This is a genomic window from Moraxella sp. E33BD, assembly GCF_041807865.1.
Lineage (GTDB): Bacteria > Pseudomonadota > Gammaproteobacteria > Pseudomonadales > Moraxellaceae > Moraxella > Moraxella haemolytica.
Genome location: NZ_JBGTZD010000006.1, coordinates 36,823 through 60,136 on the forward strand (window position 1 = coordinate 36,823; position 23,314 = coordinate 60,136).

The 23,314-nt window shown below is 43.2% G+C and carries 25 protein-coding genes; 7 read left to right on the top strand and 18 right to left on the bottom strand.

What is annotated here, in order from left to right; translation table 11 throughout:
* Positions 1-73 precede the first annotated feature (73 nt).
* The 3 genes from ACERC6_RS04775 to ACERC6_RS04785 all read right to left on the bottom strand — a co-directional run bounded on the left by ACERC6_RS04775 (position 74) and on the right by ACERC6_RS04785 (position 2,359).
* Positions 74-1,012, bottom strand: coding sequence for a dicarboxylate transporter/tellurite-resistance protein TehA (locus ACERC6_RS04775; RefSeq protein WP_373627981.1), 939 nt, complete (start codon positions 1,010-1,012; stop codon positions 74-76).
* A 75-nt stretch (positions 1,013-1,087) separates the two neighbouring features.
* Positions 1,088-1,951, bottom strand: coding sequence for a cysteine hydrolase (locus tag ACERC6_RS04780; protein WP_284673867.1), 864 nt, complete (start codon positions 1,949-1,951; stop codon positions 1,088-1,090).
* 69 nt (positions 1,952-2,020) lie between these two features.
* Complete coding sequence (locus ACERC6_RS04785) at positions 2,021-2,359, bottom strand: carboxymuconolactone decarboxylase family protein (RefSeq protein ID WP_373627982.1); 339 nt, start codon at positions 2,357-2,359, stop codon at positions 2,021-2,023.
* A gap of 149 nt (positions 2,360-2,508) precedes the next feature.
* Between ACERC6_RS04785 and ACERC6_RS04790 the strand changes: the two genes are divergently transcribed.
* From ACERC6_RS04790 to ACERC6_RS04805, 4 genes are all read left to right on the top strand, one after another.
* Complete coding sequence (locus ACERC6_RS04790; protein ID WP_373627984.1) at positions 2,509-3,390, top strand: helix-turn-helix domain-containing protein; 882 nt, start codon at positions 2,509-2,511, stop codon at positions 3,388-3,390.
* 473 nt (positions 3,391-3,863) lie between these two features.
* Positions 3,864-4,862, top strand: coding sequence for a class 1 fructose-bisphosphatase (locus ACERC6_RS04795; protein ID WP_284673864.1), 999 nt, complete (start codon positions 3,864-3,866; stop codon positions 4,860-4,862).
* Positions 4,863-4,933: 71 nt separating this feature from the next.
* On the top strand, positions 4,934-5,725 hold the full coding sequence (locus tag ACERC6_RS04800; RefSeq protein WP_373627985.1) for a TrmH family RNA methyltransferase: 792 nt from the start codon (positions 4,934-4,936) through the stop codon (positions 5,723-5,725).
* A 6-nt stretch (positions 5,726-5,731) separates the two neighbouring features.
* A complete protein-coding gene (locus tag ACERC6_RS04805; protein ID WP_284673862.1) occupies positions 5,732-6,592 on the top strand; it encodes a metallophosphoesterase in 861 nt (286 codons plus the stop codon).
* Between the two features lie 115 nt (positions 6,593-6,707).
* On the opposite strand, the gene ACERC6_RS04810 is transcribed toward ACERC6_RS04805, so the two are convergent.
* From ACERC6_RS04810 to ACERC6_RS04855, 10 genes are all read right to left on the bottom strand, one after another.
* Positions 6,708-7,640, bottom strand: a complete 933-nt coding sequence (locus ACERC6_RS04810; protein WP_373627986.1) for an FAD-binding protein — start codon at positions 7,638-7,640, stop codon at positions 6,708-6,710.
* Positions 7,641-7,685: 45 nt separating this feature from the next.
* Positions 7,686-8,435, bottom strand: a complete 750-nt coding sequence (locus ACERC6_RS04815; RefSeq protein WP_373627987.1) for an electron transfer flavoprotein subunit beta/FixA family protein — start codon at positions 8,433-8,435, stop codon at positions 7,686-7,688.
* A 379-nt stretch (positions 8,436-8,814) separates the two neighbouring features.
* Positions 8,815-9,027 (bottom strand): cold-shock protein, encoded by a 213-nt coding sequence (locus tag ACERC6_RS04820; protein WP_284673859.1) that lies wholly within the window; start codon positions 9,025-9,027, stop codon positions 8,815-8,817.
* 319 nt (positions 9,028-9,346) lie between these two features.
* The gene (locus ACERC6_RS04825; protein ID WP_373627988.1) at positions 9,347-9,766 is read right to left on the bottom strand and encodes a hypothetical protein; all 420 of its coding nucleotides are present in this window, start codon (positions 9,764-9,766) and stop codon (positions 9,347-9,349) included.
* Between the two features lie 156 nt (positions 9,767-9,922).
* On the bottom strand, positions 9,923-10,945 hold the full coding sequence (gene ilvC, locus ACERC6_RS04830; RefSeq protein WP_373627989.1) for a ketol-acid reductoisomerase: 1,023 nt from the start codon (positions 10,943-10,945) through the stop codon (positions 9,923-9,925).
* Between the two features lie 45 nt (positions 10,946-10,990).
* Positions 10,991-11,359: a PIN domain-containing protein gene (locus tag ACERC6_RS04835; protein ID WP_373627990.1), complete on the bottom strand. Its 369-nt coding sequence runs from the start codon at positions 11,357-11,359 to the stop codon at positions 10,991-10,993.
* A complete protein-coding gene (locus tag ACERC6_RS04840) occupies positions 11,350-11,592 on the bottom strand; it encodes a hypothetical protein (protein WP_373627991.1) in 243 nt (80 codons plus the stop codon). The genes ACERC6_RS04835 and ACERC6_RS04840 overlap by 10 nt, the downstream gene beginning before the upstream one ends.
* Positions 11,593-11,628: 36 nt before the next feature.
* The gene (locus ACERC6_RS04845) at positions 11,629-11,916 is read right to left on the bottom strand and encodes a putative quinol monooxygenase (RefSeq protein ID WP_373627992.1); all 288 of its coding nucleotides are present in this window, start codon (positions 11,914-11,916) and stop codon (positions 11,629-11,631) included.
* Positions 11,916-12,428, bottom strand: a complete 513-nt coding sequence (gene ilvN, locus ACERC6_RS04850) for an acetolactate synthase small subunit (protein WP_373627993.1) — start codon at positions 12,426-12,428, stop codon at positions 11,916-11,918. The genes ACERC6_RS04845 and ilvN overlap by 1 nt, the downstream gene beginning before the upstream one ends.
* Positions 12,428-14,206, bottom strand: a complete 1,779-nt coding sequence (locus ACERC6_RS04855) for an acetolactate synthase 3 large subunit (RefSeq protein ID WP_373627994.1) — start codon at positions 14,204-14,206, stop codon at positions 12,428-12,430. Before ACERC6_RS04855 ends, ilvN begins: the two co-directional genes overlap by 1 nt.
* 495 nt (positions 14,207-14,701) lie before the next feature.
* Here ACERC6_RS04855 and ACERC6_RS04860 point away from each other — a divergent pair, with 495 nt between their 5' ends.
* Positions 14,702-15,040, top strand: coding sequence for a hypothetical protein (locus ACERC6_RS04860; protein WP_373627995.1), 339 nt, complete (start codon positions 14,702-14,704; stop codon positions 15,038-15,040).
* Between the two features lie 62 nt (positions 15,041-15,102).
* Here the strand turns inward: ACERC6_RS04860 and lysM are convergent, their stop codons facing one another.
* The 5 genes from lysM to ACERC6_RS04885 form a co-directional block, all read right to left on the bottom strand.
* The gene (gene lysM / locus ACERC6_RS04865) at positions 15,103-15,585 is read right to left on the bottom strand and encodes a peptidoglycan-binding protein LysM (RefSeq protein ID WP_373627996.1); all 483 of its coding nucleotides are present in this window, start codon (positions 15,583-15,585) and stop codon (positions 15,103-15,105) included.
* Positions 15,586-15,907: 322 nt separating this feature from the next.
* Positions 15,908-16,180, bottom strand: a complete 273-nt coding sequence (locus ACERC6_RS04870; RefSeq protein WP_284673852.1) for a hypothetical protein — start codon at positions 16,178-16,180, stop codon at positions 15,908-15,910.
* A gap of 192 nt (positions 16,181-16,372) precedes the next feature.
* Positions 16,373-19,171 carry a preprotein translocase subunit SecA gene (secA, locus tag ACERC6_RS04875; RefSeq protein WP_373627997.1) on the bottom strand — a complete coding sequence of 933 codons (2,799 nt, stop codon included), beginning with the start codon at positions 19,169-19,171 and terminating at the stop codon, positions 16,373-16,375.
* A gap of 159 nt (positions 19,172-19,330) precedes the next feature.
* Positions 19,331-20,626 (bottom strand): glutamate-1-semialdehyde 2,1-aminomutase, encoded by a 1,296-nt coding sequence (gene hemL, locus ACERC6_RS04880; protein WP_373627998.1) that lies wholly within the window; start codon positions 20,624-20,626, stop codon positions 19,331-19,333.
* Between the two features lie 70 nt (positions 20,627-20,696).
* The gene (locus ACERC6_RS04885) at positions 20,697-21,035 is read right to left on the bottom strand and encodes a zinc ribbon domain-containing protein YjdM (protein WP_284673849.1); all 339 of its coding nucleotides are present in this window, start codon (positions 21,033-21,035) and stop codon (positions 20,697-20,699) included.
* Between the two features lie 164 nt (positions 21,036-21,199).
* On the opposite strand from ACERC6_RS04885, the gene ACERC6_RS04890 reads away from it, so the two are divergent.
* Entirely contained in the window at positions 21,200-21,937 is a 738-nt protein-coding gene (locus ACERC6_RS04890; protein ID WP_373630507.1) for a folate-binding protein YgfZ, read from the top strand.
* Positions 21,870-23,264: a D-amino acid dehydrogenase gene (locus ACERC6_RS04895; protein ID WP_373628000.1), complete on the top strand. Its 1,395-nt coding sequence runs from the start codon at positions 21,870-21,872 to the stop codon at positions 23,262-23,264. The genes ACERC6_RS04890 and ACERC6_RS04895 overlap by 68 nt, the downstream gene beginning before the upstream one ends.
* Positions 23,265-23,314 lie beyond the last annotated feature (50 nt).

A 23,314-nucleotide genomic window follows, 5' to 3' on the forward strand; every position in this document is an offset into this window, starting at 1 on the left:
ACCAGATTACCAGATTACCAGATTACCAGATTACCAGATTTACCGGTCAAATTTACAGACCTTTTTTTATAAATTACCGATACGCCCTGATGCTAATTCCCATCAGTATTAATATAACCATATTGGCAAATGCAAATAATACCATATCAAGAAAATACAAACTTTGGTGCTGATAAAGCAATACCGAGACATTAGCCATAGATGCCAAACCAAATGAAAAACTCCAAAAACTTGGTCCTACACCTCCTTTAGCAATCCATGGTAATAATCGCAACAAAAACAACAACTGCAAAATACCGTAACCAAACAACATTTTTACAAAAATATCTACCGTGCCCACCACCGATATGTAGGCACTTGCTCCTACAAAAGCAGGGGCCAAAATAATACCAAAAGTAGCACGCAATTCTTTCACAACACTTTGAGTGCGAATATGTTGCAATAGCACAGGCTCAAACATCATCCATGCAAACATACCTGCACCAAAAAATAGCAATGCCAAATCCTTGTAACCCAGTAATGCTAATGCGTTAGCACTAATAAAATTACCTGCAATGGTGGGCAAATAAAAATGTGGCAGTGTGGTATTTTGAGTAAATGTATCGCCACGCCATAAAGAGCCAATCTGCCAAACATTGTAGCTTAGCTGTAGTAGAATTGAAGCAATAATAAACGCTTGACCAATATTAACATATCCCCATAAAACCCAAATTTCACCCACAACCATTGCACCAATTAGTATCAGCACTGGCAATGACAATCGTGCTGAATAATGCAATTCACCCAAAAAATACTTGGGAGAAGAAACTGCTTTGCAAACATATAAAATGAATAAAAACAGCCAAATGGCAAACGCCCCCAAACCTAATGCAGCGCTAACATAATGACTAACCAAAAATACATTTTCGGCACGATACCACGCAATACTTAACGCCCCTAGACCCATTGGTATGCCAAAAAAAGCGATAGGTGGTAGCAATAACTTATCAAAAAACCCATGATTGGTGTGCATACACTTCTCTTTATTAGCCAATAACCCAAAAACAAAAACGCACAAAAAGATTTGTGCGTTTTTGATAAAAGAATATCATGCACCCATTTTGGCAACAGCTTCTTTGGTTGTCCAAAGGTCGTTGGCAATAATACGATAATTAATTAATGCCGCCAAATAACCATCACCTTCAGGAATGCGTGGTCCTGCGGTAGCATCTTTAACAACAGCGACCTCAAAACCCTGCTCTACAAGTTCACGCAAATGCGATTCAATGCATAAATTTGCTGCCATGCCCGCCAAAATGACTTGGTCAATTTTATGCTTGCGTAATTGCAACACCACATCATTAGTCTCTGGACCAAAAATTTTGTGTGGCGATGCGATGACAGTTTTGCCGTCATAGATATATTTTTTATAGCGCTCAACAAAATCAGCACCAGAACCTTCAAAACCTTCCATGGTATAAGCACCTTTGCGAGCAAACATATTGGTTGTGTGCATAAAATTTTCGCCCGGTGCCATAAACTGCCACTGATGGTCGGTGGGGTAATAGTAGTGTGGCGAAACAAAGACAGGCATATCAACCTTTTTTGCAGCCTGAAACAGAGCTTCAATATTTTCTACGGTGTTGTTTTGTTGGATACTGTCTTTTAAGACTTCCCACATGACACCATTTGGGCTCAAAAAATCATTTTGTGGGTCCACAACCACCAAAGCCACTCGCTTAGGATTGATGGTCATACCAGATCGCTCTAGCCCATACTGCTTTGGTTCAGCATAAGGGTCGGCCACTATTGTCGCAGCTGTTTTGGCGTGAGCATGACCACCAATACCCAATGCACCCATCACACCAGCTGCCATTGCGACTGTACCAAAACCCAACGCATCACGGCGGTTTTGATCAATTTTTGCTCCATCATCTGGTAATTGCGATTGGTTGATGTCTGTATTTTGCATGACTACCTCTAAAATAACTACTTTTTAAATTAAACAATGTTGATAAAAAACAATCAATGACAAGACATCTTATTTGTGGGATTCTATCGCTTCTAAGGCTCGCAGTGAATAAGCATAAGCAGCACCTGCATTCAATGAGATGGCTGTTGCCAATGCCCCTGCAATTTCCGAATCAGTTGCTCCTGCAGCTAGAGCTTTTTGAGCGTGTACACCAATACAGCTTTCACAACGAGTGGTTATGGCAACAGCGATTGCGATGAGCTCACGAGTTTTTTCGTCCAGAGCTTCAGCGGCAGCTGCACTATCTAAAGCCTGATAGGCTTCTAGCATTTTTGGGTTGGTTTTACCCAGTTTGCCAAAAGATTGTTTGGTGTGGTTGGTGATGTGTTTCCAGTCAGCAAAAGACATGGGCAGTCTCCTTTATTAAAAATTAGTTTTTGATTGGTCGCAATATTAAAGTATAATTGCGTTGCGATGGTGCTATTATAAAGATATTTATTTGTTGTACTTATCTTTTTGTTTCAAAAAATAGTACAATTAATTCATTAGGAAGGTTTATGTTAGATAGCTTATTAACGCTGGCACAACTTCATGCAGGCGTACATATAGATTGTCGTTTGGGGGGTGAGTGGCAAATAGAACAACAGCCCACAGCAGGGCAAACCATGCTACACATCGTAACCAAAGGCACAGTACAGCTTGTGGTAAAAAACAAAACTTATATCTTAAAAGCTGGTGATATCGCCTTATTTTGTGGAATAAACCACTGCATACAAAATGTCAATACTGGTACGCATCGTTTGGTTGATACCACTTGTGCCATTCAAAGTATGTCAGGGGCGTTTTTGGTCAATCAAATTAGCAATCAGACCGATTGTACAATGCTTTGCTTAAACTTTTATGCAGATAAGCACAGTACCTTATTGGCAAGCCTGCCAGATTTTTTTATTGTAACTTTAAATGAACAAACGCTACATCCGTTAGTAGCATTGATGATTGACGAATCTCAAAATCCCAAGCAAATGGGTAATGCGTTTTTGGTTGATAATTTAGCTCAGTCAATACTCGTATATGTTTTGCGTGCCTTGCCTGCCGAAAAACTAGGCGGTGTATTAAGGGCATATCAGCATCCTAGATTATCAGAATTGATTGCAAAGATTGCTAGCAAACCTGACGATGATTTTAGTATATCTGCAATGTGCGAACAATTGCATTTATCTCGCTCAACACTCGTTAGGCTATTTCAAAAAACATTGGGAGTAGCACCACATACCTTTGTCAAAACCATGCGTCTTGAATATGCCGCAAAGCTTTTGCGTACCAGTCAGCAGTCGGTCTTACAAATTGCCATTGAGACAGGTTTTGGCTCACAGACACATTTTAATCGTGCATTTAAGGCACACTATGGCGTCTCTCCAAGTACTTATCGGCTCACATAGTGTGGCACTTCTCACAGATTACCACTTATAGGTCTTTGGCTAGACTAACATCTAGAACACAGTCCATTTGTATTTTATCTTTACAACCAACAAGATGTTATTATACATTTAGCAAAAACTTAAAATGATTGCACATCAATAAACCACACCCATGAACCGCACCTCACAATCTTAGATGGCACATTAAAGGTTAGGTCGCAAAACTAAGGCTAAGAACTAGATTGCTTGACTAACAAGGCTTAGTTTTTTAGCTTAGTTTTTATCCTTGCCTAATTGGTATCCGTGTTTGGCTTGACTGACTGGATAAAAACCTTGAAACATTAGCCAAAGCCTGCCAAATCATGTTAAAATAATCACATTCAAACAACCTGATTGTCCAACTAAGACCAACCCTAAACATAACAAATATCCAGTCTTTCATAAGCGAATGCTTGTGAGCATTTATACTGATGTATCTATATAAAGGACACTACATGGCCACCCTTGCCCAATACCTAGAAACCCACACCACTTCAGCGATTGCTAGCACCATGACTACGCTTGCTAAAGCCAGTATCGCCATCAGCCACCTGCTTGATAAAGGGGCATTGGCGGGTATTCATGGCGAAGCAGATGCCATGAATGTGCAGGGCGAAACCCAAAAAAAACTTGATGTCATCTCTAACGATCTACTGCTCGATGCCCTACTTGCCAACCCCAACTGTGCAGGTGTGGCAAGTGAAGAGCTTGACGAGATTAGCCCTGCCAATGCTGGTGGCACACTATTAGTCGCTTTTGATCCGCTAGATGGCTCAAGCAATATTGATATCAACATGACTGTTGGTACGATTTTTTCTATCTTGCCTTATCATAATCAAGGACAACAAGCAGTAGAGACAGACTTTTTACAAGCAGGCAAACACCAAGTCGCCTCTGGCTACTTTATCTATGGCACTTCCACCATGCTAGCAGTAACTTTTGGGTCAGGTGTGGCGATGTTTAGCCTAGACCCTGCCACCCAAAGCTACATACTCATTAACGATGATGTCCAAATCAGCGTACATACCGCCGAATACGCCATCAACGCTTCTAATCGCCGATATTGGCTACCGCCCATTGCACAGTACATTGAAGAGCTAACTCAAGGCGATGCAGGTGTACGCAACAAAGATTATAATATGCGTTGGGTGGCAGCGATGATTGCCGATGTGCATCGCATCTTGATGCGTGGCGGGGTATTTATGTATCCATTTGATACCAAGATTGCCGGCAAAGCTGGCAAACTTCGTCTCATGTACGAAGCCAACCCCATGAGCTTCATCATAGAACAAGCAGGCGGTGCCAGTAGAGATGGTGTACAGCGTATCATGGACATCACGCCTACCAGTATCCATCAGCGTATCCCTGTGGTACTGGGTGCAAAAGAAGAAGTGTCGTATGTCAAGGCACTACACGATCAGGCAGGAATTTTGGCAAATGGTGAGCCTGCATAATTGCAATCAACTTCATACAAATAAAAACCATCAATTTGTCGGTTTTTATTTTTTCAAAAATGGTCATCACAATGAACTTAATCACAAGTAAAGACAACCCCCTAATCAAAACCGCCCACACCCTACTCACCGACCCAAAAAAACGCAAAAAATTAGCTCAAACGGTCATTGAAGGAGTGCATTTATTAGACGCTTACCTAAAAGCAAATAAAACACCCATCACCACAATCATCAGCGAAAGCGGTTTGGCAAATGCCGAAATCCAAGATTTGATAAGCAGACTCAATAAACAGCCTGTCATCATCAGCGACACTCTATATAAAAACATCCGCACGCTAGGCGAGTGCTTGCCAATCATGGCGGTCATCACGATACCAAATTTGACACTACACCAAAAGATAATCAAAGACTGTTTGATCATCAATGGCATTCAAGACACAGGCAATCTAGGCACACTACTTAGAACAGCCAGTGCCACAGGTTTTGATACTGTAATCTGCACCACAGGCACAGCCCACACCTATAATCCTAAGACGCTTAGGGCCGGTATGGGGGCGAATTTTAGCTTAGATATCTATGACAATGTGAGTATTGATGAGATTTTTGAGTTCGTCAAAGTGCCATTATACGCCACGACCTCGCACGCAGATGGACTGATCTACCATAAAGACTTGACCCAGCCGTTGGCACTAATCATGGGGCATGAAGGTTCTGGCGTGGACAGGCTACTACTAGAGAGTGCCACCCCTCTCACCCTACCCCAATACGGACAAGAAAGCCTAAATGTCGGCGTAGCAGGCAGTGTATGCCTGTATGAGATACTGCGTCAGCGTCAGTTTGCCAAGCCACCCATCTCATCATAAAACATCATGAAATACAGACTAACCCCAAGATTACTGATGAGCTTTGTTATCTTAGCCGTCATCACACTCATCGCCATCGATGATAGACTCATCATCAAAGAATACCACGCTCATCAAGGCACGCCAGATGATCAGAGCATCACCGTCGCCATCATCACCGACTTACATGGTAATTTTTATGGCGATGGGCAGATTGAGTTGATTAAACCACTAAAAGACAGACGCCCTGAGATGATTTTATTGGGTGGCGATATTTATGATGATCAAATGCCACAAACGCACACCGATACTCTGCTTAGTCAGCTCACCGCCATCACACCGAATGTGTACTATGTCAATGGCAATCACGAGCTATATCTGCCAGCTAGCGAGTATGCCAAGATAGAACAAAAAATCCAACGCTACGGCATTAAGATTCTACACGGTGAAAGTGCGGTTGTGCCGATTGATGGCAAAGCCAGTAATTTACGCATTCATGGCGTATCAGACCCTGTTCTGATAGAAAAATTTCATCAAGACTTACGCACGGTTGGACAGTCTGCCAATCCAAGCAACATCAATATCCTACTCGCTCATCGCCCTGAATATATTGATAGCTATCTACAGTACCCCTTTGATTTTATCGTTAGCGGTCATGCACACGGTGGTCAATGGCGTATTCCTTATGTGCTAAATGGCTTATTCGCCCCAAATCAAGGCTTGTTTCCAAAATACGCAGGCGGTGAATATCACTTTGACAACAGCCAATCTTACAGCCAACACAGCCAGTTCATCGTCAGTCGTGGACTTGCCACAAAATCCACACGCTTTATCCCCAGAATCTTTAATCGTCCAGAATTAGTATTTTTGACCATACCTAACGACTAACCAAAAAAATCCCCATCATCCAAGATAGGGATTTTTGTTACTGATTCATGCGTGCCATATTGATGATCTAACATCTTAATGGCTTGGCATTTTTAGCTTATTGTAACTTCTCGGTTTATAGCTTCTCAGTCAGCTCTGGCAGTGCAGTAAAAATATCAGCTTCCAAGAAATAATCCGCTACTTGAGCAATCGGTGCTTCTGGATCATTATTGATCGCCACGATGACCTTAGAGTCTTTCATGCCTGCCAAGTGCTGAATCGCACCTGAGATACCTGCAGCGATGTATAGATTGGGTGCAACGATTTTGCCTGTTTGACCAACCTGTAGATCGTTTGGTACAAATCCTGCATCTACCGCTGCACGGCTTGCACCCACTGCCGCACCCAATTTATCCGCCAGTGGCTCGATATATTTGGTAAAGTTCTCACCACTTGCTAAGGCACGACCACCAGATACCACGATATCTGCCGAGGTTAACTCTGGTCGGTCGGATTTGGCAAGCTCTTCTTTAATGAATAGCGATTTGCCTGCATCATTGCCAACACCGACATTCTCAATGCTTGCACTACCGCCAGTGGTAGCAGCGGCATCAAAGGCAGTTGTACGCACAGTTAGGACAATCTTCTCTTCTTCACTTCGTACAGTCGCGATGGCATTGCCTGCATAAATTGGGCGTTCAAAGGTTTTGGCATCAATGACCGCCGTGATGTCTGATACCATACTGACATCTAAAAGGGCTGCCGTGCGTGGCAAAAAGTTTTTGCCTGTTGTGGTTGCAGGGGCGATGATGTGGCTATACACACCTGATAGCTCTACCACCAATGGTGCAATGTTCTCAGCCAGTTGATGAGTAAAAGCAGGGTTGTCCGCCAAAAGCACCTTGCTCACGCCTGCCACTTGAGTGGCGGCATCAGCGACAGCTTGTGCGTTTGCACCTGCCACCAAAACATGCACATCAGCATCAATTTGACCAGCTGCCGTGATGGCCGATAAGGTTGCAGATTTTAGTTCATTATTATCATGTTCAGCATAGACTAATATACTCATATTTTTATCCTTTTTTGACCGACTTTGTGATAATCATACGCCATCTTAGATGACTTTGGCTTCATTTTTAAGTTTATCAATCAGCTCATCAACACTCGCCACCTTCACGCCTGCACTACGCTCAGCAGGAGCTACTACTTTTAGAGTGCTTAATTTTGAACTCATGTCCACCCCAAAGTCAGCAGGCGTTTTGATATCCAAAGGTTTTTTCTTGGCCGCCATGATGTTTGGCAGTTTTGGGAAACGAGGTTCGTTTAGACGCAGGTCAGTTGTGATGATGGCAGGCAAAGACAGCTCAACCGTCTGCAATCCTCCATCAATCTCACGAGTTACCGTTACTTTATCGCCATTCACCACCACCTCTGAAGCAAAAGTACCTTGAGAAGCATTCATAAGTGCCGACAGCATTTGACCTGTTTGATTGTTGTCATCATCAATGGCTTGTTTACCCAACAAAATGATGCTTGCACCTTCAGACTCCGCCACACCTTTTAGGATTTTGGCGACTTGTAGCGGATAGGTCTTGGCATCAGTCTCAACCAATATGCCACGATCTGCACCCAGTGCCAATGCCGAGCGAAGCTGTTCTTGAGATTGAGTTGCCCCAATAGACACGGCGATGATTTCTGTTGCAATGCCTTTTTCTTTTAGGCACACCGCCTCTTCAATGGCGATTTCACAAAATGGGTTAATACTCATCTTGGCATTGGTCAATTCCACACCTGATTCATCTGCCTTAACTCGTACTTTCACATTGTGGTCAACCACACGCTTTACAGCAACTAATACCTTCATGGTTCACTCCGTTTTTAGTCGTTTAAGAAATGATAACTGCTAAGAATATATCACATTTATTAGCTTTGTGCCATGACAGATTATCTAAAATTTATAATTTTTGGTCAAATTGTTCGTGTGAATGGGCGGTCATGATTCATAAATGACGCACCAAGATTTTTATCTTATTATTTCTTGTCTTATTGTCTCTTACGCCATCATCTCTTAAAGCACCAATCGCCAAGATAGCCCCAAATACATCTTAGCACCTAAAGCCGTCCCATAGCCATCAAGCAATACCAACACATAAAATCTCCATACCAAAAATCACTCGCAAACAATATCCATAAAAAAACACCCAAAAAATATTTGGGTGTTTTATAAAGATTACTTTATAAGATTAAAGTTTTTTAATCTCTTCAGCTTGCAGACCTTTTTTGCCTTCGCCTAGAATGAAAGCAACTTTTTGACCTTCAGCTAGGGTTTTAAAACCGCTGTCTACAATAGCACTGTAATGAGCGAAAACATCTTGACCGCCATTGTCTTGGGCAATAAAACCAAAACCTTTGGCTTCATTGAACCACTTTACTGTGCCTTGAACTTTGTTTGACATGAGAACTTTCCTATATATGATTGAAAATGGCAAAATTACCGAAAATAAATATTTATGTTGCCAAAACTGCAAAATAAGCCTAAATGTAGAAAGACGCTTACTCAACCAATACAATAAATCAAGCTATCACTAAGTTCAACAAGTTCACAGATGGTTCAAATACGCCCTAAAACCCACTTGTCCGCAAGTTTCAAAGTCGTTTTAACACTCGCCTAAGCGTTTGGTAAAAACAAAGATACATAAATACCACGACCGAAGTCAAATTTAATTATAGCAGATTCTGCGGGGAAATTGGGGATTATTTTTACCGATTGCATATTTATTTGTAACCAAAGGCGGTGGCAATGGGCAGTTTTGGCACCAAAAGCACAAAGATGCACAACGCCAAAAAAACCAATGCAAATGAACGGCTAAAATTAAGATACTTTTCAGGAATAACCAAATCCCTAGGGTCATCAATATCCGTTGCCGAGATGAGTTTGGCACTATAAAACCAACCTGCCACACAGTGCAGACCATAAACAGCCGCCACGCTCATTTGCAGGTTGTCCAGCTCCAAGAAAAACAACGCCAAGCCAGATGCCGCAAACCATGCTGAGCTGATCAGACTGATGATGGCAAACGCACTCACTTCAGGAAGTTTGCCTGCATTTTTTAAGGTCCAGCTTGATTCAATCCACACCAACACCGCCACAACAGCACTTGCCATGACAAACATCTGCTCAAAACTTACCAACACCGCACACCCCTTTACTCATACATTTACACCCAAAAAGCCATTATTTTACATGAATTTTATTAAAATTTAACACAGCACATAGAATTTTTAATCAAAAAAACCAAAACAAAACAGCCGTCTTAAAGGACAGCTGTTTTGTCAATCAATCAAAAAAGATTAGTTTTTCTCTTTATCAATGATTTTATTACCGCCAATCCAAGGCATCATCGCACGCAATTTGGCACCTGTTTTTTCAATTTCATGCTCGGCAGTGTTACGGCGGCGAGCGGTCATTGATGGGTAGTTTAGTTGACCTTCAGCGATGAACATCTTGGCGTATTCGCCAGATTGGATACGCTTCAACGCATGACGCATGGCTTCACGAGATTGGTCATTGATGACCTCTACACCTGTTACATACTCGCCATATTCTGCATTGTTAGAGATTGAGTAGTTCATGTCAGCAATACCGCCTTCATACATCAAATCTACAATCAGTTTTAGTTCATGCAAGCACTCAAAATACGCCATCTCTGGAGCATATCCTGCTTCCACTAGAGTCTCAAAGCCCATTTTGACAAGCTCAACCGCACCGCCACACAGAACGGCTTGCTCACCGAATAGGTCGGTCTCAGTCTCATCTTTAAAGGTGGTTTCAATGATGCCAGAGCGACCACCACCCACGCCAGAGGCATAAGACAACGCCACTTGTTTGGCTTGACCTGATACATCACGCCAGATAGCGATCAAATCAGGAATACCGCCGCCTTTGACAAATTCAGAACGCACGGTATGACCAGGAGCTTTTGGTGCAACCATAATCACATCAAGGTCGGCACGAGGCTCCACTTGGTTATAGTGAATGGCAAAACCATGAGCAAAAGCAAGCGTTGCACCTTGTTTGATATTTGGCTCAATCACTTCTTTATAAAGCTGACGCTGAAATTCATCAGGGGTCAAAATCATCACCACATCAGCACCAGCGACCGCTTCGGCAGTTTCGGCAACTTTTAGACCAGCGTTCTCAGCCTTTTTCCAAGACGCAGATCCTGCACGCAAACCCACAGTAACATCAACGCCACTGTCTTTTAGGTTTAGGGCGTGGGCATGACCTTGCGAGCCATAACCGATGATGGCAACTTTTTTGCCTTGAATGATAGACAAATCACAATCTTTGTCATAATAGATATTTAAGCTCATACGAGTTTCCTTAAATAATGCCCGTAATTTAAGGGCGTGGGTTAATTAAAAACTTATTCTGTTTAGATAATTATTGACTTTTTTATCAAAAGAAAAAATTACGCTATTATCAATGATGCGATAAGCAATTAACAAGCAATCCACAGAAGTTTCTTTAAAAATTGATAAGGATTTTAGGATAACTGACTTATTTTCACTTTCAATCACATCATTTTCAAATAGTATCAAAAGTTTATCAGCAATCAATGCTCCGTCAATTTTATAAACGCTTTGTAATACGTGAATGACTTCATAAATGACGGCATTTAAACAAATCACATCATTATCATCAATGATTTGCTTGGCTTGTTGGCTTAATATATCGTGGTCTTGCAATAAAAAACGCAACAAAATATTTGTATCAATCAATGCCATATTTTTTTCCTGATTGCCATCTCTACCGCTTGTTCTTCTTTTGGTATTAAGTCAGAATTCGCAAATTGTGCCAACCCCCCCCCTGCAAAATCGGATTTTTTGGTTGGTTGTGATACAAATTGATGTAAGGGCATTAAATGCACCTGCTCATCTTTGACAATGACTTGTAGTTGTTTTTCATCTTTGATGTATGCCTGCACCATTGGCGGTAGGCTGGCAAGCTCTATAATCATTTTATCTCCTTAAATCATTTTAATAGATAATCAATACTAATCATCTATCATGATTAACGGCTCATAATGTCGCTCTACATCAGCAGATACCACGCCCCACGCAGACAAACGCACACGAGCTTGATGAAAGTCGAAGGCTTCTTTGTTCACAAATTCTTCATAAACCCAAAACTTATCGGCATCGCTGTTGTCTTGTGTGATTTGAAATATTAAACAACCTCTTTCTTGACGTGTTAAGTCAATATGTTTTTTAAGTTCATCTAAAATAACTTGCCGATTGGTTTTAGGAATGATGATATGACCTTTTAAGACAACTTTTGCCATCACAAAGAAAGCGTCCGCTCGCCCCGTGCAATGCCAATCACGCCAGAGCGTACTACTTCTAGGATTTTATCACGCCCAACAACTTCAATAAAGCCGTCCAACTTGCCTGCATCGCCTGTGATAAGAATGGTATAAAGGTTTGCGGACACATCCACGATTTGGGCTCGGAATATATCCACCGTGCGATACACCTCTTCACGGTATGCCCCAGTTGCTCGCACTTTGATAAGCATCAGCTCACGCTCAATCTGATTACCACCAGAGACCTCAGATAGGTTTTGGACTTTAACGACTTCAATGAGTTTGTGCAGTTGTTTGGTAATCTGCTCAATCTTATCAGCGGTGGTAATCGTGGTCAAGGTTAGTCGTGATAGCGTACGGTCTTCGGTCGCCGCCACATTGAGCGTATCAATGTTATAACCGCGCTGGCTAAATAGCCCAACCACACGAGACAGCGAGCCTGCTTCGTTTTCCATCAACACAGAAATCAGATGTTTTTGTACTTGTGCCATTAGGTACGCTCCCCTTTTGATAGCCACATATCACGCATGGATTGCCCTGCCACTTGCATTGGATAGACATGCTCTGCCTTATCCACATAGACATCAATGAACACCAAGCCGTCCATCTCTAAGGCTGCTTTTAGCTCGGCTTCCATCGTTGCAGGATTGGTGATTTTGACGCCTTTATGCCCATAACTTTCGGCAAGTTTGACAAAATCAGGCAACGATTGCATATAGCTTTGGGCATGGCGAGCCTCATAGAGCATATCTTGCCACTGTTTTACCATGCCAAGCTGAGCATTATTTAAATTCAAAATCTTAACAGGCAGATTGTACTGCAAACAGGTGGACAGCTCTTGGATATTCATCTGGATTGAGCCTTCGCCTGTGATACACACTACCGTCTTTTCGGGGCGGGCAAGTTTGGCCGCCATCGCATAAGGCAAGCCCACGCCCATCGTGCCAAGTCCACCAGAGTTTAGCCATTGGCGTGGCTCGTCATATTTATAATAAAGAGCGGCGAACATCTGATGCTGACCAACATCAGATGTAATGATTGCCTTGCCGTCTGTCAGTTTATAAAGCGTCTCAACCACACGCTGCGGCATGATGGCGTGAATGGGTGCGTCTGTGTCAGCACCGTAACGCAGTCCATGACGCTTACGCCATTCACCAATCTGCTTCCACCAATCATTCAGAGCGTGCTCATCAAGGCGTCTGTCGCTTGATTTGATGACATTCATCATCTCTGTCAAGACAGGCTTGACATCACCGACAATAGGGATATGAGCGGTAATGGTTTTTGAGATAGAAGTTGGGTCAATGTCAATATGGATAATGGTCGCATTTGGGCAGAATTTTTTGACATTATTGGTAACACGGTCATCAAATCTTGCCCCTACCGCCACAATAACATCAGCATGATGCATGGTCATATTGGCTTCATAGGTGCCGTGCATACCCAACATACCAACGAACTGCTCGCTCGTGGCAGGATATGCCCCAAGCCCCATCAAGGTGCTGGTTACAGGTAGTTTTAATAGATTGGCAAACTCACGAAGCTCATCAGAAGCACCACCTTGAACCACACCACCCCCTGAATACAGTATAGGGCGTTTGGCAGATAGCAGTAAATCCACCGCCTTTTTGATTTGACCGGCATGACCTTTAAGGTTGGGCTGATAAGAACGCAGATTGACCGACTCTGGCATGAAGTAATCAAACTTATCGGCAGGATTGGTCATGTCTTTAGGGATATCAACAACCACAGGTCCGGGCCTGCCAGAGCTTGCAAGGTAAAAGGCTTTTTTGATGATGGCAGGAATGTCTTTTGGGTCTCTCACCACAAAGCTGTGCTTGACAATAGGGCGAGAAATGCCGACCATATCACACTCTTGGAAAGCATCATCACCAATCAGCGTGCTTGGCACTTGTCCTGCCAAAACAACCATCGGAATACTATCCATAAAGGCAGTGGCAATGGCGGTAACGGTATTGGTTACACCAGGTCCTGATGTGGCAAGCACAACACCAGTACGCCCTGTTACACGACTATAGGCATCAGCCATATGTCCTGCTGCCTGCTCATGGCGAACTAGGATATGCTCGATTTTATCTTGCTTAAACAGGGCATCGTAGATATGCAGTACCGCCCCGCCAGGGTAGCCAAAAATGTGTGTTACGCCTTCATCTACCAAGGCTTGTACAAGTAACTCGCCACCACTCATGGTAACGGTTTCGCCACGAGCAAGTTTGGCTTGATTTTCATGAAATGCACTGTATGTCATGGTGTATCCTTTTTATCCAACATGGGATAAATTTACCAAATAGACATGGCTCGATACAGACCCAAAAGGACAAAAGGCATATAAAGACAGCCCCACAGGGCAAAGAAAGGATGAATTTCTACTGTCTTGCAGACCGATAAGTCCAAGCAATGTTAAAAAACGCACAAGCAAACGGTAATTTGTTCATGGTTTGATAACAAACGGAGCTGTTGAGTGAGCTACGCCGACTTTTATTGAATTGTTCGATAATTATCAATCAATAACTATTGTTTATAAAATAAATAACTTCTTGAATAATAAGTTATTAAAAATCAATTTGAGTATATTACCCTAAAATGAGCATTTTGCCAACTGCTTTTTTATCTATTTTTAACAATTATTGAATACATGATTTCCATTTTAAATGCCAGATTAAGGTCAAAGAATACCCACTATTTCATCATACTCCCAGCTAATCATGCTACAATAAACCCATCTAGTTACTCATCAGACCTTATGATAAGATATCTATCACTGCTTGCTATCTGCCTGTCCATGCACACATTCGCCCTGCCGATTTATTATAGCATTGGCACGCATGGCGAGCCTCGTTATAGTCAGCTACCGCCACAAGGTAGCTTTCAGGTTCTGCACTTTCATCACAAGACTCCAATCACTCACAACCCCATCAAACAGCAACAATGCCAGACCCTGCGTGATAACTTAGCTGCACTTAGTGCCAATGGTGTAATATACGAGATTGACGCTAAAGGCAGTCGCCACGAGATGACTGCCAAACAAATACATGACAGAAAAACCCAAACCGAACAAGCCTTACAAGCTCACTGCCAATAATCAAAACCGCTCACAATACTCATAAAAAAGACCGTTCTATAACGGTCTTTTTAATCTACGACTTATGCAGGAATACGAAGCACCTGACCAACATAAATTTTATCAGGATGCGTAAGTAGTGGGCGATTTGCCTCAAAGATTTTATTGTATTCATTGGCATTGCCGTACATTTCTTTGGCGATTTTAGATAGTGTATCGCCAGATTGTACGGTATAAAAACGAGACTCAGGCTCTGGCGTTGCCACAGTCAGCTGGTCGTCCACTTGTGCAACATGCTGTACATTACCTGCTGCTAGCACTGCTTTTTCACGGTCGGCTTGTGATGCTGCCTCACCTGTCAGTACCACCGTGTCAGTATCGCCATTGTAGCTGACCTTTAGGGCGTTAATATTAGCATTGGCTTGTATGCGAGCAAGTAGCAAGTTAGCAATTTCTTGTGCGGTTGGTTCGGTGGTTGCTGGTGTAGCATCAGTAGATACTTGTTCTTGTTTATTACGATTAAAAATCTTGTCGCCGATTTCTTTGGCAAAACTAAAAATACTCATGATAAAACTCCCATTTATTGATAAGACCACTGATAAATTCCAAACTTAAAGCAGTCTAAATTAAAATTATCTATCTATCAGTCAAAAAAGACTGTCAGCAAGAATTACACTGTCATCTTAACTCAATTTCATCACATAAATCACCAAGTTTTGCTATGAAATTGTTATAAAATGTATTTGAGCTTACCTCACGGTGTCCATCATGGTAAAAACTAATATGTATTTGCCAGTAAAAACACCCCAAAGGTTAGTTTAGCATCTAACTTTTGGGGTGTGGTTTACAGCAAGCAGTCTTTTGGTTTTATTAAGTCAATCTCACTGCTTACCGAATCAGCTCCGATGGGATTTCCCCATCCACTGATTCTATGATTTCCTGCTCCATCTCATCTTGATCGGTCATTGTTAATGCTTGGTTGTTCGTATCAATATCTACAGTCTCATCATCAGTAGCAGGTCGTACAGTCGGCTCGGCAGGCTCGGCAGACATTGGCACAACCTCCATCATTTCTGCTTTTTCTATCGGCGATTCTTCTGTTTTTGAACAGGCACTCACCATAACCACCAAACTTAATACCGCATAAACAAACTTTTGCATCACCCTCTCCAAAACCAATCGCTATCATCACTAAGGCGTCTATTTTATGATATCACAGCCCATATGGAAAGATGGCTTTTATTATTTAAATCAGCACATCAAAAAATAAAAACCAGACAGGCGAACACCCGTCTATTTATGGGTAATCAAAAAGATTGTAACCATCATTCCAAACGCCCTTTTTACAGCCCATTAAGAAATCTTGCCATGGCACTGCTTATATTTTAGACCGCTGCCACACGGACAAGGTGCATTACGGTTGATGTTTGGCGGAATGATGACATCTTCATCTGCCATACGCTCTGCTTGGGTTTCATCAATGGCAGTAGGCGTATGCACAAAGGTGATATTTTGAGTAAAGACAGGCTGTCCTTCATTAGATACATTGCGTGCCGTCTCATCACTCGCACCCGCCACTTCGTGTTCAAACTGCATTCGCATCTGTTCAATTTGTCGGCGGCGTTCTTCTTCTAAAGCAGCCAATTCTTCTGGTGTTGGCACATGGATACGAGCCAAGTCCTGCACCACATCTGATTTAATCGCACCAAGCATGGATTGAAATAACTCAAAAGACTCACGCTTATACTCTTGTTCTGGATTCTTTTGAGCATAACTACGAAGATGAATGCCCTTACGCAACTGATCCATCTGGGTAAGATGCTCCTTCCAATGGCGGTCAAGGCTTTGTAGCATAAAATGACGCTCAAGCTGAACCGCACTGTCCTCACCCATCTGAGCTCTTCTGTCCTCATAGCGAGCGATTGCCGTCTCCACCACTTTTTGACGCAAACCCTCTTCATCAAGACGGCGGTCGGCATCAAGCCAATCATTGATTGGCATATAAAAACGAAATGCGTCTTCAATCTCATCTTCTAACCCATCAATATTCCACTGGTCATCAACCGAGCCAGGTGGCACAAACTGTGCAATCAAAGCATTGTATACCTCATGGTGCATCTCTTTGATGGATTCTTTTAGATTGGCTTGACCAAGTAAATCATCACGCTGCGAGTAAATAACTTTACGCTGTTCATTGGCAACATCATCGTATTTGAGTAGGTTTTTTCTGGCATCAAAGTCTCGTGCCTCAACCTTGCCCTGAGCACCCTCAATGGAACGAGAAACCATCTTATGCTCAATCGCTTCATCCTCTTTTAGACCCATCGCACGGAACATATTAACCACACGCTCGCCTGCAAAAATACGCATCAAGTCATCTTCCAAAGATAGGAAAAACCTTGACTGACCAGGGTCGCCCTGACGACCAGCACGACCACGCAACTGGTTATCAATACGGCGAGATTCGTGGCGTTCTGAACCGATGATATGCAGACCGCCTGCTGCTTTCACCTGCTCATTCTTAATCTGCCAGTCAGCTTGTAGCTCAGCTTTTTGATTCTCAGTCAATTCGTGTAGATTTTCAACCTGAGCTTGCCAGTTGCCACCCAAAATGATATCCGTACCACGACCTGCCATGTTGGTGGCGATGGTAACAGCACGGGGTCTGCCTGCTTGAGCGATAATTTCCGCTTCTCGTTCGTGTTGCTTGGCATTTAAGACATTATGGACAATGCCTGCTTGATCAAGTAGATGTGATAGCTCTTCAGATGCTTCAATGGTCGCCGTACCTACCAGTACCGGAGCACCTTTGGCAGTGATTTGCTGAATCTCTTTGATGATGCCTTGATATTTGCCCAGTTTGGTTAAGAAAATTTGGTCATCCATGTCAATACGAGCAATCGGACGATGCGTTGGAATGATGACCACATCCAAATCATAAGTAGACTTAAATTCTGCCGCTTCGGTATCTGCCGTACCTGTCATGCCTGATAGTTTGTCATATAGACGGAAGTAATTTTGGAAAGTGGTGGTTGCCATCGTCTGGTTTTCAGCTTGTATTTCAACCCCTTCTTTGGCTTCTACCGCTTGATGCAGACCTTCGCTCCAACGACGCCCTGGCATGGTACGGCCTGTATTTTCATCAACAATGATGACCTCACCTTCATGGACAATGTAGTGAATATTTTTGATGAAAATATGATGTGCTCTGATGGCAGCTTGTACATGAGCCAATAGCGGTAGGCGAGCAGGACTATACAAACTTTCTTTTTCGCCAAGCTCACCCACCTCTATTAAAAATTTCTCTATCTTCTCGTAGCCTTTTTCGCTAATCTCAATGGCACGGTTTTTCTCATCAATCCAAAAATCACCATCTTTATTCTCCTTGTTCGCCTCTTCATCTTCTGAGCGTATCAAGCGTGGCACGATGGTGTTGATTAGTGAGTACAGCTCGGCAGAATCTTCTGCCTGACCTGAGATAATCAGTGGTGTGCGAGCCTCATCAATCAAAATACTATCAATCTCATCAATGATACAGTAGTTCAAAGGACGCTGCTTTTTCTCATCAAGGCTAAATACCATGTTATCACGCAGATAATCAAAGCCGTATTCGTTGTTTGTGCCATAAGTGATGTCAGCACGATAGGCGTCAAACTTCTCATGTGGCGGCTGCTGACTATAAATCACGCCAACCGTTAACCCCAAGAAATTAAATAACGGGCGATTTAGCTCCGCATCACGGCTTGCCAAGTAGTCATTAACCGTAACAACATGCACGCCTTTACCGCTGATGGCATTGATGTACATGGCTAGCGTACCCATCAGGGTTTTACCCTCACCTGTCTTCATCTCAGCGATTTTGCCCTCATGGAGTGTGATGCCACCAATGAGCTGTACATCATAATGACGCATACCATTGACTCGTTTAGATGCTTCACGACACACCGCAAACGCCTCTGGTAGTAGCTTGTCTAAACTTTCACCGTTAGCATGACGCTCTTTAAACTCGGTGGTTTTTTGGCGTAATTCATCATCAGATAACGCAGAAATACTAGGCTCTAGGGCGTTGATTGTCGCCACAACCTTACGCATACGCTTTAGTTCACGCTCATTTTTAGTACCGATAACACTACCAATAATTTTACTTAACATGGTTAATCTTTCCAAATTGCATAGGGCAAAATTTTTTATAATAATGATTGATGGTTATTGATGATAAAAAATCAAGGGAGACTCTACATACATCCATCAGATATAAGTCTCATTTTATCATTGATGAGCCACCAGACTGCTTGACTTGGTAGCTCATTCTTAAACTGATGCCAATTCACCAAACGCCCTGTCAGCACATTCAATGGTTCGGTCCAAATCCTCATAAGTATGAGCAGATGACATGAACGACGCCTCAAAAGCAGATGGAGCAAGATACACACCCTGCTTGAGCATGGCGTGAAAAAACTTATTAAACCGCTTGGTATTTGCACCTGCCACATCGTTAAAATTCTTTGGCAAGGTATCATTAAAGAACATACCAAACATGCCGCCTACCGAACAAGTAGTAAAGACAACGCCATGTTTGTCTGCTTTTTCTTGCAAGCCCTTTAGTAGATACTTGGTTTTAGCGGTCAGTTCTTCATAGAAGTTTGGGCAAACAAGCTCATCAAACATCGCCTTGCCTGCACGCATGGCAAGTGGGTTTCCAGAGAGCGTACCTGCTTGATACACTCCACCCAAAGGGGCGATATGTTCCATAATCTCACGCTTTCCGCCGAATGCTCCAACAGGCAGACCTGCTCCGATGATTTTGCCAAAGGTGGTCAAATCAGGCGTAATGCCAAAATGATGACTTGCCCCTTTTAATCCCACACGAAAACCTGTCATAACCTCATCAAAAATCAATACCACACCATGCTCATCGCACAGCTGACGCAAGGCATCATGAAACTCTTGAGATGGAATGACCATGTTCATATTGCCTGCAATCGGCTCTAAAATAACGCAGGCAAACTCGCCACCAAACTTTGCAAAGGCTTGTTTTAATGCCACTACATCATTATAGGGCAAGGTAACGGTATGCTTAGCAAAATCGGCAGGCACACCCTTTGATGTCGGTTCGCCAATATCTAGCATACCAGAACCAGCCTTTACCAGCAGGCTATCAGAATGACCATGATAACAGCCTTCAAATTTAACGATTTTATCTCGCCCTGTATAGCCACGAGCCAGACGAATGGCACTCATGGTTGCTTCTGTGCCAGATGACACCATGCGAATCAGTTCAATGTGCGGAATTAACTCACAAATCAAATCCGCCATTGTCGTCTCAAACGGCGTTGGTGCACCAAACGACAAGCCATCAGCAGCAGCCATCTTAACCGCTTCAATGACGCTATCATGAGCATGACCCAAAATCATAGGTCCCCATGAACCAACATAATCTATGTAGGGCTTATCTTCGGTGTCATAGATATACGCCCCTTTTGCACGACTGATAAAAACAGGCGTACCCCCCACACCAGTAAAGGCACGAACAGGAGAATTAACCCCCCCTGGGATATGGCGTTTGGCTTTTTCAAATAATATTTGGTCGGCAGTTACTTGAGTCATTGCGTCTCCTTATGGCTGATTCAACTTCCACGAGTGAATTTCTAAGGCGATATAAAATAATGGTTAGGCATTAAGCCTTTTTTACGACAGATGATTTTAATTTCATCGCCCCAAAGCCATCAACCTTACAATCAATGTCATGGTCATCAGGTGCATCATAAATCAGGCGAATGGATTTAACTTTCGTACCAACCTTAATTGGCGTGGACGAACCTTTAACCTTCAAATCCTTAATCACAGTTACGCTATCGCCATCAGCAAGCACATTACCCACCGCATCTTTGATGGTAGGTACATCAGCTTGTAACTCCCCTGCGATCCACTCGTGGCTGCACATTGGACAAATCAACAGCTCTCCATCGGCATAGGTATAATCTTCATTGCATTTTGGGCAGGTAGGTAGGCTCATCGTCATTCCTAAATCATCATAAAAAAATAATCGTTTAGTATAGCAGACTTTAGCGGTTTTTTGTTAATACAAAATGTTAATCTTAACCTAAAAATGCTACAATAATAAGCACAAAAACCATGATTTTAATATTTTCCAATTTTCATCATCGCAGAAATAACACCATGACAACCACACATTTTCAAGCAATCACCCTAGCAGGTCAAGATGCTGCTAAATTCCTACAAGGTCAACTGACCGTCAATGTTGATACGCTAAGCAAGGCATACCAAGCTTGCGCCATCAGCGATCTCAAGGGGAGAGTTAGGTTTGGACTGTGGGTCGCTCGCACCAGTGATGACACCTTTACGCTCATCACTGGTGCTGATTGTATGGAAGATTTGGTTGCCCATATCAACAAATACGGCGTCTTCTCCAAATTTACCACAACCAAGCCCATCGCCATTTATCCTGCCATCATAGACAATTTACCAACCTTTGATGACAATCCATCTTGTGCCGACTTTGATGCTTGGGCAAGCTTGAGCATCAAAACAGGCAACTACTGGATAACCACCTTTACCCAAGGGCTGTTTCAACCCCAAGAGCTTCGCTTGCATCAGCGTGGGGGAGTGGACTATGATAAAGGTTGCTACTTAGGACAAGAAATCATCGCTCGACTGTACTTTAAAGCCAGCCCCAAGGCATACCTGCACCGTGTGCTACTAACAGCTAACACCCTAGACAACACAACAAACACAGTGATATCTGGCGAAAAAATCGGCAAAGTACACATCGTTAATGGCATTGCGGTAGATGGCGGTTACGACTGCCTAGTCATCGGTACACCAACAGATGTTGCCCAGGCAGGGCAACTGCTCGACCTGCCCAAGCCACTCACAGGTGGTGTATCTCGTGGCTAATGCCCATCAGACAGCCAAACCCAGTGTTACGGTACTCGGGGCAGGCGTTACAGGCGTTGCAAGTGCATGGTATCTGTTAGAGGCGGGTTTTGATGTTACAGTCATTGACCGTCAAAGTCAGCCTGCAATGGAGACGAGTTTTGCCAATGGAGGGCAAATTTCAGTGTGCCATGCAACTCCTTGGGCAAACCCTAACACTCCAATAAAAGCACTAAAATGGCTTAGCAAACCAAACGCACCGCTATTATATCGACTAAATACCAATGCTGAACAGCTACGCTTTATCTGGCGATTTTTGCAAGAATGTCGTGCCAGCCGTGCCGATGCCAACTTACAGCAAATGGTCAAATTGGGGCTATATTCTAGACGCACTCTAAAAGAGCTGATGGCAAACCTACCACTAGATTTTGAACAACGGTTGCAGGGCATCATGCATTTTTATACCAGTGTCAGCGAATACCAATCCGCCATCGCTCCCACCAAACGCATGCAAACGCTAGGCTGTCATCGCACACTCATCTCGCCCAATGAAGCGGTCGCTCTAGAACCTTCCTTGTCCGCACTGGGCAGTACCCTTGTTGGAGCGACTTATACAGATGCCGACCTGTCTGCCAATGCCCATATTTTTACCAATAAGCTTGCCAGCTATTGTCAAAGTCGTGGCGTAACTTTTCTTTATGACACCCACATTGACAACATCGCTTTAGATGACAAACACGTCAGCCACATCACAATTCGCCAAGGCATCACCCAACAGACCCATCAAAGCGACCACTATGTTATATGTCTGGCAAGCTATGGTAAACGCCTACTTGACCCAATTGGCGTACACCTGCCCATTTTTCCTGCTAAGGGTTATTCAGCGACTTATGCGGTGCGTGATGGCACTCGAGTGCCACAGATTAGTCTAATTGATGATGAATACAAACTGGTGATGAGTCGCTTTACTACTTATGAGCGTGATGTTTTGCGTGTGGCAGGCACGGCAGAGTTTAATGGCTATAATACCGACCTTGACCCGACTCGCTGTCAGGCACTAACTCAGCGAGTACAAGCACTGTTTGGTGATGCCCTAAACTATGACGAGCCGAACTATTGGGCGGGTCTGCGTCCGATGACCCCATCAAATGTGCCACTGATTGGGCGTGCTTATTTGGGCAATGTTTGGCACGGCAGGACTTCTGATAATCTGATTGATAATCTGTGGATAAACACAGGGCATGGCACACTTGGCTTTACCCATGCGTGCGGTTCAGCAAGGGCGTTATCGCACTTAATGACAGGGCAAACACCGCCTGTAGATTTTGCTTTTGTCGGTCATAAATAGCACAAACAACCAAAACAATGACAGCTAAGCGAATTGGGGCGAGACAAACC